8 protein-coding genes are annotated in these 9681 nt (G+C 73.5%); 3 read left to right on the top strand and 5 right to left on the bottom strand.

The genetic code is table 11. The annotated features are described in order from the left end of the window. Positions 1 to 53: 53 nt before the first annotated feature. The 3 genes from ACFXB5_RS27200 to ACFXB5_RS27190 all read right to left on the bottom strand — a co-directional run bounded on the left by ACFXB5_RS27200 (position 54) and on the right by ACFXB5_RS27190 (position 3014). A complete protein-coding gene (locus tag ACFXB5_RS27200; RefSeq protein ID WP_385212369.1) occupies positions 54 to 1214 on the bottom strand; it encodes a serine hydrolase domain-containing protein in 1161 nt (386 codons plus the stop codon). Positions 1215 to 1758: 544 nt separating this feature from the next. Continuing rightward, complete coding sequence (locus ACFXB5_RS27195; RefSeq protein WP_385212367.1) at positions 1759 to 2319, bottom strand: hypothetical protein; 561 nt, start codon at positions 2317 to 2319, stop codon at positions 1759 to 1761. Then, complete coding sequence (locus ACFXB5_RS27190) at positions 2313 to 3014, bottom strand: hypothetical protein (protein ID WP_385212365.1); 702 nt, start codon at positions 3012 to 3014, stop codon at positions 2313 to 2315. Before ACFXB5_RS27190 ends, ACFXB5_RS27195 begins: the two co-directional genes overlap by 7 nt. 126 nt (positions 3015 to 3140) lie before the next feature. On the opposite strand from ACFXB5_RS27190, the gene ACFXB5_RS27185 reads away from it, so the two are divergent. Next, positions 3141 to 3752: a GNAT family N-acetyltransferase gene (locus ACFXB5_RS27185; RefSeq protein WP_385212363.1), complete on the top strand. Its 612-nt coding sequence runs from the start codon at positions 3141 to 3143 to the stop codon at positions 3750 to 3752. Between the two features lie 191 nt (positions 3753 to 3943). Here ACFXB5_RS27185 and ACFXB5_RS27180 read toward each other — a convergent pair whose 3' ends face one another. Beyond that, entirely contained in the window at positions 3944 to 6100 is a 2157-nt protein-coding gene (locus tag ACFXB5_RS27180; protein ID WP_385212361.1) for a DHA2 family efflux MFS transporter permease subunit, read from the bottom strand. Between the two features lie 164 nt (positions 6101 to 6264). Between ACFXB5_RS27180 and ACFXB5_RS27175 the strand changes: the two genes are divergently transcribed. Both ACFXB5_RS27175 and ACFXB5_RS27170 read left to right on the top strand, forming a co-directional pair. After that, positions 6265 to 7302 (top strand): peptidoglycan-binding protein, encoded by a 1038-nt coding sequence (locus tag ACFXB5_RS27175; protein ID WP_385212359.1) that lies wholly within the window; start codon positions 6265 to 6267, stop codon positions 7300 to 7302. A 384-nt stretch (positions 7303 to 7686) separates the two neighbouring features. Further along, entirely contained in the window at positions 7687 to 8337 is a 651-nt protein-coding gene (locus ACFXB5_RS27170; RefSeq protein WP_385212357.1) for an HAD-IA family hydrolase, read from the top strand. 162 nt (positions 8338 to 8499) lie between these two features. Here the strand turns inward: ACFXB5_RS27170 and ACFXB5_RS27165 are convergent, their stop codons facing one another. Continuing rightward, positions 8500 to 9081 carry a TMEM165/GDT1 family protein gene (locus tag ACFXB5_RS27165; protein ID WP_385212355.1) on the bottom strand — a complete coding sequence of 194 codons (582 nt, stop codon included), beginning with the start codon at positions 9079 to 9081 and terminating at the stop codon, positions 8500 to 8502. Positions 9082 to 9681: the final 600 nt, after the last annotated feature.

Below are 9681 nucleotides of genomic sequence, written 5' to 3'. Positions count from 1 at the left end.
GGCGGGGCCGCGGGGGGGGCCCCCGTGTTGGGGGGGGGGGGGGGTGGGGGCGATCAGCTGCCCAGACACTCCCGCAGGGCGGCGACAAGACGAGAGGCGCGCGCATCGCCGTGGCCGATCATGCGGTTGGCCACATACGCGAAGCCCACGCCGAACTCGTCGTCACCGAAGGCGAACTGCCCGCCCGCCCCGTCGTTGCCGAAGCTCCGCTCCCCCAGCATCGGCCGAAAGGCCGGCGAGTCGAGCAGAAAGCCCGAACCCCAGCGCGCTCCCATGTCGAAGCCCAGCCAGCCCTTGCCGGACGAGACCTCGCGGACCGCGTCCGTCACGGTCTCGGGGGCCAGCAGCCGCCGCCGGCCCTCGATGCCGGTCACGGCCGCCGCGTACAGCCCGGCGAGCCCGCTCGCCGACGCGGTGGCGCCCGCGCCTGGCAGTTCCATGCCGAGCAGTTCCATGCCGAGCAGCGCCGGGTCGTTCCAGCCGTGCGGCTCGTCGAGGCCGGGGAAGACCAGCGCGCCGTTCATGGTGACGATGCGGGTCAGCAGATGTTCGGGCCCCGGCATCCCGGGCCGCCCCTCGGCCTCGACCAGCCGGGCCCGTCCGTCCATCTCCGCCCCGGGCAGCCCGATCCAGGCCCGCAGCCCCAGCGGGTCCCCCACGGCCCGGCGGAAGTACGCGCCCGGGGTGTGCCCGGTGATCCGCCGGATGACCTCACCGATGAGGAAGCCGAAGACATGGCCGTGGTACTCGTACGCCGTGTCCGGCTCCCACAGCGGCTGCTGCTCCTCGACGGCGCGGATCACCGGCGCCCAGTCGGCGATCTCCTCGAACGTCAGCACTCCGTCGAGCGCGGGGACCCCCGCCCGGTGCCCGAGGACCATCCGGCAGGTGATGGCCTCCTTGCCGTACCGGCCGAACTCCGGCCAGTACCGGCTGACCGGGGCGTCGAGGTCCAGCCGCCCCTCCTGCGCGAGGAGGTGGGCGCAGACGCTCACCAGGCCCTTGGCGCAGGAGAACACCGGCACGACGGTGTCCCGCTCCCACCCCCGCCCACTCCCCTCGTCCGCGACCCCGCCCCACAGCTCCACGACCTTGCGCCCGCCGACGAAGACGGTGGTGGCCGCCCCGAGTTCGGGAAACTCCTCGAAGTTCCGCGCGAACACATCGGCGACGCCGCCGAATCCCTCGTCGACCCACCCGCTGTACGCCCTCATTGCCCCCGGCCCTTCATGAACCCCGCGTGACCACAACCGCGCCACGGTAGGCCGTGGCCCGGCCCCACCACGACCGATTTACGAGGGCCCCGGCCAAGGGGTGGGCTCGGTGGCTCAGAGGAGATCCGCGACGGACCCTGACGGCTGCGGCAGGCCGCGTTGGACCGCTTCTTCGCCCCGTACAGGCGCGCGTCCCCAGCACGTACACCCCGATGCCGCACGACGAACTGCGCGCCGCACTCCACGACTTCGGCCACGGCTACGTGGCGAGGTTCCAGTGACTCGCCGACCGGGACCTCTACACCCGCGACCGGGACATCACCCTCCTGCGCCGCCTGCACCCCGACTTGATGACCTTCGAGGACTGGCCGCGCCGCACGGGGTGGACGGGTGCCTGATCGCTGAGCTCCCCGCGCGGGGGCTCCCCCTCCCCGCCTCCCGCCCGGGGGGCGGGGAGGGGGAGGCGTCGATACGCGGCTCCGCCGCGTGGTCCGCCGGACACCGCCGGACACCGCCGGACACCGCCGGACACCCCGCAGGGCACTCAGATGCTGATGAGGCGCTCCAGCACATTGCGATAGCCCCGCATCGCCAGACGCAGCTCCTCCGTCTCCGAGATGACCGCGTCATCCTCGTGCCAGGCGGCACGGAGGGTGGCACGGCGCTCGGCCAGGAGGTCGGTGAGGCGGGTGGCCACCTCCGCGAGCAGTGCGTCGGCCTCCTCCACGGCGCCGTGCGGGGAGTCCACGAAGCCGCTGACCGCGTACCGCAGTCGCCGGGTCAGCTTTTCGTGCTCGCTCGTGGGCAGCACGGGGAAGCTGGGGCCGTTCGGGGTGTGCGACGGCTCGCCCGACGGCTGGGCGGAGGACCCGTGCGTCGGCGTGGGCCGGCTCCCGTTCGTCGGCGTGGGCCCGCCTCCGTTCGTCGGCGTCGGCCGGCTCCCGTTCGTCGGCTCGTGCTTCGGCACCGTGGCGTGCCAGGACGTCATCGGTTCCGCCGCCTCCATGTTGCCCGGCCGCTGGGGCAGCGGAGCCGCTTCATGCTTCTCCAGCCCATGGCGCCGCTGCCCGTCGTTCTCCGCCGGGTCGGTCGGGTCCGTCACCACGCGCCGCCCTTCCTGGTGTGGCCGAACCGCGTATGGCCCGGTCCCGTCCCCGTCCCGGACCCTGGCAGCCACTTCCGGGGGCCGCCCCCGCTCCGCCGCTCGCCGTGGTGGTACTGCCGCGCGGTCTCGGAGCCGGTCGGGGCGCCGTGGTGCGGCGGCCTGACCAGATCCTCGAAGAACGGCCGGGCGTGCACCACGGCCTCGCGCAGTTCCTCGGTGTCCGCGCGCCCCTCGCGGGCGCGGGCGGCCGTGTCGTGGATCTGCCGGTAGCCCTGGATGTGCTCGGCGTGGTGCACGGACAGCGCCGCCACCTGCTCCTCGTAACGGCCCGACGGGTAGCCCCGGTCGTGGGCGAGCCGGGCCAGGAGCTGATCGGCGCCGGTCACCGCGTGTTCCGGAGACTCGATGAACATCTCCTGCATACCGGCCCACTCGGCCACGTACCGCTCGCGCAGCTCACCGGGCAGGGGCTCGGTCCTCAGATCGCCGTACAGCCGCAGCCGTTCCTCGAGTTCCCGCTCCGCCGCCTTGGTGTCGCCCGCGTGCTGGGCGACGTTCAGTTCGTACTCGGGCCCGAAGCGGCGTCGCAGAGCGCGTTCCTTACGGCCGGCGCCCGCGCGGACGACGCGGATGATGAGCGCGGCCGCGAGGACGACCGCGACGACAGCCACGATGCTGATCGCACCAGTTGACATGGTCTGCTTCTGCCTTCCCGCTGGCTTCCCCCTCCGCGTTCGGGGGGCTCCTCTCTTCGGGTAGCCCGGTCTTCGGCCCTCAAACTGCGGTGCGTCAGAGGTGTGGTGGGTGCCAGGATGCGGACCATGACGAGTACGCCACGCGCCCACGCCGGTTCGGCCACCCCCGCGTGCCCCGTGTCTGCCGTGTCCTCCACACCCTCCACACCCTCCACACCCTCCGCGTCCTCCGCGTCCTCCGCGTCCTCCGCGTGGACGGTCGCCGCGCGGCCCGTCGGTGACCCCGTCTCGGTCCTGCTGCTGCGCGAGTACCTCGTCGATGTCGCCGACCGCTACTACCAGCTCCACGAGGAACGGGACTCGACCCCGGAGGAGATCGAGCAGGCGCTCGCCGAGATGCCCAGCGACGATCTGGCCCCGCCGCGGGGCGTGTTCCTGCTGGCGCACCACGAGGGCGAACTCGCCGGATGTGCGGGGGTACGGCTGATGGACGCGCGCACGGCGGAGTTGAAGCGGGTGTACGTACGGCCCGGCAAGCGGGGCCTGGGCGGGGGCGCCGCACTGCTCGCGGCCGTCGAGGCGGCGGCGGGCGAACTGGGCGCCGGGCGGATCGTGCTCGACACCCGCCTCGATCTGGTCGAGGCGCGTGGGCTGTACGCGCGCCACGGCTACCAGGAGGTTCCGTCCTTCACGGACGGGCCGTACGCCGAGGTCTGGATGGCCAAGGAGCTGGGCTGAGGCGGAGTGCGCCGGGGCACGCGAGGGGGCCGGGATGCCGGGCATCGTCCCCTGGTCCGCCCGATAGTCGACCCGGACAACCCGCCCGAGACCGCCTGGGCCACGTCGACGGGGCGCGTCCGCAGCTTGGCGGTCGGCCACAGCGGCTGACCGGCACGTCGCGGTGGCGCGGCCGCCGGGCCCGAAGGGCCCTACCCACACGGCGGCGGTGGTCTGCGGTGGTCCGGGCGGGGCGTGCCCTCCCTCGGCTGTTCCGCGTCCGAGCCGCACAGCTCGCCCGTCAGCTCGTCCACCAGCTCGGTCAGGTCGGTCGGGCGGTCGGGTGACCACCAGTCGCCCAGGAGTTCCGCGAGGGACGCCTCGCGGGCCCGGTAGAGCCTGGTCGCGATCTCGCGGCCGTCGTCCGTGAGGATCAGCTCCAGCCCGTAGCGGCGGCCCAGGCCCCGCTCCTCGATCTGCCGGGCCGCCTCGGTGATGGCCCGCAGCGGTACGGGCGTGCGCTCGGCGAGCAGGGCGGGTTCGACCGAGCCGTAGCGCTGGATGCGCAGCAGCATCCAGCTCGCGGCCGGTCTGAGGTCGAGACCGGCGCGCCGGGTGATGTCCACGTAGACCTGCCGTCGGCCCTCCCTGCTGCCCAGCAGGGACAGCGCGCGGGCGCATTCGTCGCGCGAGGTGCGTTCCACGGGGTTGCTGGCGAGTATCTCGCTGCCGTCGGGCGCGGTGACGCTGGCGCGCAGCGGCTCCTCGCGGAGGTACCAGGCGAGGAGGAAGGCGAGCAGCACGACCGGCACCGCGTAGAGGAAGACGTCGGTGATGGAGACGGAGAACGCGTGCCGGACGGCGGCCTGGTCCGCGGGCGGCAGCCGGCCGAGGGTGCGGGGGTCGGAGGTGAGGGCGCCGGGGGTGACTCCGGGCGGCAGGCGCCGTCCGGCGAGGGCGTCGGCGATGTGGGGGCCGAGGTTGTTGGCGAAGATCGTGCCGAAGACGGAGACGCCGAACGAGGCGCCGATCGAGCGGAAGAAGGTCGCGCCGGAGGTGGCGACGCCCAGGTCCTGGTAGCGGACGGAGTTCTGCACGATCAGCACCAGCACCTGGATGACCAGGCCGAGACCGCAGCCGAAGACGAAGAAGTACGCGCTCATCTCGGCCACCCCGCTGGACTCCCGCAGCTGGTGCATCAGCAGCAGCCCGACCGCGGTGACCGCGGTGCCCAGGACCGGGAAGACCTTGTAGCGGCCGGTGCGGCTGACCAGATGGCCGGAGACGGTGGAGGAGACCAGCGTGCCGAGGACCAGCGGCAGCAGATGGAGGCCGGACGTGGTCGGTGAGACGCCCTGCACGATCTGCAGGAAGGTCGGCAGATAGGTCATGCTGCCGAACATCGCGAAGCCGACGATGAAGCCGATGACCGCGCAGAGCGTGAAGGTGCGGCTGCGGAAGAGGGTGAGCGGCAGCACCGGCTCGGCCGCGCGAGTCTCCACCCGTACGAAGGCGGCCAGCAGCACCATGCCGGCCACCGCGAGCCCGACGATCTGCCAGGAGCCCCAGCCGTAGGTGACCCCACCGAGGGAGGTCATCAGCACCAGGGCGGCGGCCACCACGGCGATCAGGAAGGTGCCGAGGTAGTCGATGGTGTGCGAGGTGCGGCGCACCGGGATGTGCAGGACGGAGGCGACGACGAGGAGGGCGACGATGCCGAGGGGCAGATTGACGTAGAACACCCAGCGCCAGCTGAGACGGTCCACGAACACCCCGCCCAGCAGCGGCCCCAGCACACTTGCGGCGCTGAAGACGGCGCCGAAGAGGCCCTGGTAGCGGCCGCGGTCACGGGGCGGGACGATATCGCCGACGACGGCCATCGACAGCACCATGAGGCCGCCGCCGCCCAGCCCCTGCAGCGCGCGGAAGGCGATGAGTTCGGCCATGTTCCCGGCGAGTCCGCACAGCGCGGAGCCGATCAGGAAGATGACGATCGCGGTCTGGAAGAGCCTCTTGCGGCCGTACTGGTCGCCGAGCTTGCCCCACAGCGGGGTGGCCGCGGTCGAGGCGAGGAGATACGCGGTGACGACCCAGGACAGATGCTCCAGACCGCCGAGGTCACTGACGATCGTGGGCAGCGCGGTGGAGACGATCGTCTGATCGAGCGCGGCGAGCAGCATGCCGAGCAGCAGCGCGCCGATGGCCACCAGGACCGTGGGGGGGGGGGGGGGGGGCCGGGGGGGGGGGGGCGGGGGGCGGGCCCGGGGCGCGGCCCCCCCCGCCCCCGCGCCCCCCCGCCGCCCCCCCCCCCCGCCGGGGGTTCCTGGGCCTCCTGGGGCCGGAGCCGGGCTGCCGGCGTCCCGCGCCATGGCGACTCCTCCTCGCTCCCCTCCGTCCCCTCCTCATCCTCATCCCATCCTCACCTTTATGCCCTGTTACGGCCCGCCGGACCGGTCCGCACGGCGGGCGAACACCTGCGCGGAAGGCGATCGGATGCGCATAATCGCTGCGAACTCCAGGGAGGGAAAGTTCCGTGACGGCAGAGTCCTGCCCGCACTGCTTCGCACCGGCGCGCGCCAACGGCCGCCCCGGCTGTACATGTGCCGAACGCGCCGCCGCGTCCACCGCGACGGCAGGTGCGACCGATGACCAGACCCGGCCGAACCCCCAGGTGACGCTCCCGGGGGAGCGCCCGGCCGGCCCCGATCCGCGCGATCTGCGCCTCTTCGAGGAGGCGGAGAAGGCGACGGAGGCGGCGGCGGCGAAGGGGGCGGCGAAGGGCGGGAACGCCGGGAACGCCGGAAACGCCAGGAAGGGGGACGGTGGGGACAGTGAGGAGACGCGGGTGATCGACCGCGTCGAGGAGAGACCCGGCGGGGACGAGGGGGCCGAGACCGACGGAGACGCCGACGCCCCCGGCCCCGGCCGTCACCGCAAGAGCAAGCGCAAAGTCGTGACGGCGGTGCTCGCGGGCGCGGCGGCCGTGGCGGTGGCCGGTTCGCTGGCGATCGGCACCGGTCTGGTCGGCGGTGACCACAAGGATGACGGCAGCGGCGGCGGCGCGAGCGACCATACGCTCGCCGACAGCACCGTCAGCCCCCCGGTCGAGGAGGAGCTGCCGGCCGAAGGGCCCGGCACGTCGTCCGACTCCCCCTCGTCGAGTGCGACGCCCCACCCCTCCGCGTCCGGTTCGGCGCGGGCGAGCGCGACCCCGAGCGAGGGCGGCCCCACGGCCTCGGCCCACCCCTCGGCGTCGGCCTCCGCGACCGGCTCGGCGACGAAGCCCGGATCGAGCGCGTCCGACGGTCCGACCTCCGCCCCGTCCGAAACCCCCGAGCCCCCCGGCCCTCCGGTGCTGCGCGAGGGCGACAGCGGGCCCGAGGTGGTCGAGCTCCAGAAGCGGCTGATCCAGCTGCTGCAGTACATCGGTGTGGCGGACGGGAAGTACGACGGAGGGCTGCGGCGGATCGTCTCCAGCTACCAGGACCAGCACGACATCACGGGCGATCCGGACGGCGTCTACGGGGAGAACACCCGCCGCGATCTCGAATCGAGAACCAACGAACCGTAGGGGCATGAGCCGGTCACGGGCCCCATGGGCGTCCGGCGGCCCTTTCCGCTACCAGAGGCTCCGCCCCTGGACCCCGGGCCCCGGGGCAGAGCCCCGGTCTCGGGGTCTCGGGCCCAGCCCCCACGCGGCGGAGCCGCACATCGACGCTGCGTGGGGAGGGGCGGGGAGGGGAGCAGCCCGCCGCAGGCGTCACGATCCGCCGGACAAGCTCTAAGGGGGCCCACCCCCTGGCGCATAACGGCCCGGCTTTGTATCGTGAAGGAACAAAGTGGTTCCGCCCGTTTTCCCTGACCGGCGGGCGGAACCGCTTGTTTCCCTTGCCATCGCGCCTTTCCGTTGCGCCTTTCCGCGGTCCGCACTCCGCGCTCGCGACCAGGAGTTCCGATGTCCCTCACCACCCGCGCACTCCTCCTCGACATGGACGGCACCCTGGTGAACTCGGACGCCGTGGTCGAGCGCTACTGGCGGATCTGGGCCGCCGAGCAGGGGCTCGACCCCGAGCAGATCCTCAAGGTCGCCCACGGCCGGCAGGCACACGCCACGATGGCCGTACTGCTCCCGGACCGCCCGGTGGAACGGAACCGGGCGGACAACGACTGGATGCTGGAGCGCGAGACCACCGACCTCGACGGCGTCGTGCCGGTACCCGGCGCGCCCGCCTTCATGGCCGCGCTGGCCGCACTCCCGCACGCCCTGGTGACCTCCGCCGACGAGGCCCTCGCCCGCGCCCGCATGGGCGCCGCCGGACTGCCGATGCCGGAGGTACGGGTCACCGCGGAACGCGTCGGCGCGAGCAAGCCCGACCCGGAGGGCTTCCTGAAGGGCGCGGCCGAGCTCGGCTTCGCCCCCGCCGACTGCGTCGTCTTCGAGGACTCGGAGGCCGGCATCACCGCGGGCCGGGCGGCCGGAATGCGCGTCGTCGGCATCGGCCCGCGCGCCGGGGCCCACGCCCCGGACGCGCAGGTGCGGGACCTGGAGCAGGTGCGGATCGAGGCCCTGCCGGACGGCACGATGCGGCTGCACTTCTCGGACTGAGCGCGGGGGCCCACGCCGCGCGGCGCCCTCGGACCGAGCACCGGGGCCCACGCTGCCCGGCGCCCTCGGACCGAGCACCGGGGCTCACGCCGCGCGGCGGTCCCGTCCCGGGTGCCCGGCCGGACGGCCGCCCGCCCGCCCGGACGCCCCGCCGGTCAGGCGTCAGGCCGCGATGGCCTCGTACAGGCTGAAGCCGGCCAGCGCCAGCATCACCAGGGCCGCGATCCTGGTGATCAGCCGCAGCGGTACGTACCGCATCAGGGTGCGGCCACCCACGATGCCCAGACCCGCGACGGCCCACAGGGCCAGCAGCGCGCCGACCCCCACCGACAGGGGATCGTCATAGCGGGCGGCGAGGTTCGCGGTCATGATCTGGGTCAGATCGCCGAACTCGGCGATCAGGATCAGCATGAAGCCCGCCCCGGAGACCTTCCAGAAGCTCTGGTCGGCGGGCTTGCGGACCTCCTCCTCGCCGTCGTCCTTCTTGAAGAGCAGCATCGCCGCTCCCCCGAGGAAGAGCACCCCCACGATCGCCTGGAGCAGGCGGTGCGGCAGCAGGGTGAGCACACTGCCCGCCGCGATCGCGAGCCCCACATGGAGGGCGAAGGCGGCGGCGACGCCGACGAAGACGTACGACGCGCGGTAGCGGGTGCCGAGCATCAGCCCGGCCAGGGCGGTCTTGTCGGGCAGCTCGGCGAGGAAGACGACGCCGAAGACCACGGCGGCGACGGTGATGCTGAACACGGAATGGATACCTCGTAGATCGGGCCGCGCCAAGGGCCCCGGGGAGGGATCGCTTCGGCACGGCAGCGTCGGACACTGCGGCCGAAGGTCTCGCTGGCGCACGGCCTCCGCGTCACGCGGTGATCCGTACGCTCCGGGCGCCGGCCCGCACCTCGAGGGGCGGGCAGTATGTCGACGGTCCGGCGAGGAGCTACTCCCCTTCTGCTTCCGCCAAGGGTACGGGAACCCCCGCCACACCCAGCCCCCGGCCCCACCACGACCGCACCCCCTCCGCCACCCTCGGCCCGAACAGCCGCACCGCGCCTGCCCGTACGGGTGAGCCACAGCCCGTGGCATGCGGACGAGGCCCTGGGAAGTATGACGAACCCCACACCCCACAAGCCCAGGGCCCGGTCGAGCCCCGGCGACAGCGCGCCCCACCAGGTGTCCACCGGACGACGGGGCGGAGCCGTATATCGAGGCTTTCCCCTCCCCGCCCCTTCCCGAATCTGGGGCTCCGCCCCAGCCCCCACCCGGGCGCCCCCCCCGAGCCCCGGGGCGGGGGGAGTGCCCCCACGGGTGCGAGGGCGAGCCCCCGCGGGGGGGTGGGGGGGGGCCCCC

Source organism: Streptomyces sp. NPDC059455, from assembly GCF_042750115.1.
GTDB lineage: Bacteria > Actinomycetota > Actinomycetes > Streptomycetales > Streptomycetaceae > Streptomyces > Streptomyces endocoffeicus.
This window is presented reverse-complemented; position numbering and strand designations above follow the sequence as displayed.

What these genes read in the sequence shown, in the direction of transcription:
- ACFXB5_RS27170 (WP_385212357.1), top strand. Translation starts at nt 7,687, where the DNA reads ATGTCCCTCACCACCCGCGCACTCCTCCTCGACATGGACGGCACCCTG.
- ACFXB5_RS27180 (WP_385212361.1), bottom strand. Translation starts at nt 6,100, where the DNA reads ATGGCGCGGGACGCCGGCAGCCCGGCTCCGGCCCCAGGAGGCCCAGGA.
- ACFXB5_RS27190 (WP_385212365.1), bottom strand. Translation starts at nt 3,014, where the DNA reads ATGTCAACTGGTGCGATCAGCATCGTGGCTGTCGTCGCGGTCGTCCTC.
- ACFXB5_RS27200 (WP_385212369.1), bottom strand. Translation starts at nt 1,214, where the DNA reads ATGAGGGCGTACAGCGGGTGGGTCGACGAGGGATTCGGCGGCGTCGCC.
- ACFXB5_RS27185 (WP_385212363.1), top strand. Translation starts at nt 3,141, where the DNA reads ATGACGAGTACGCCACGCGCCCACGCCGGTTCGGCCACCCCCGCGTGC.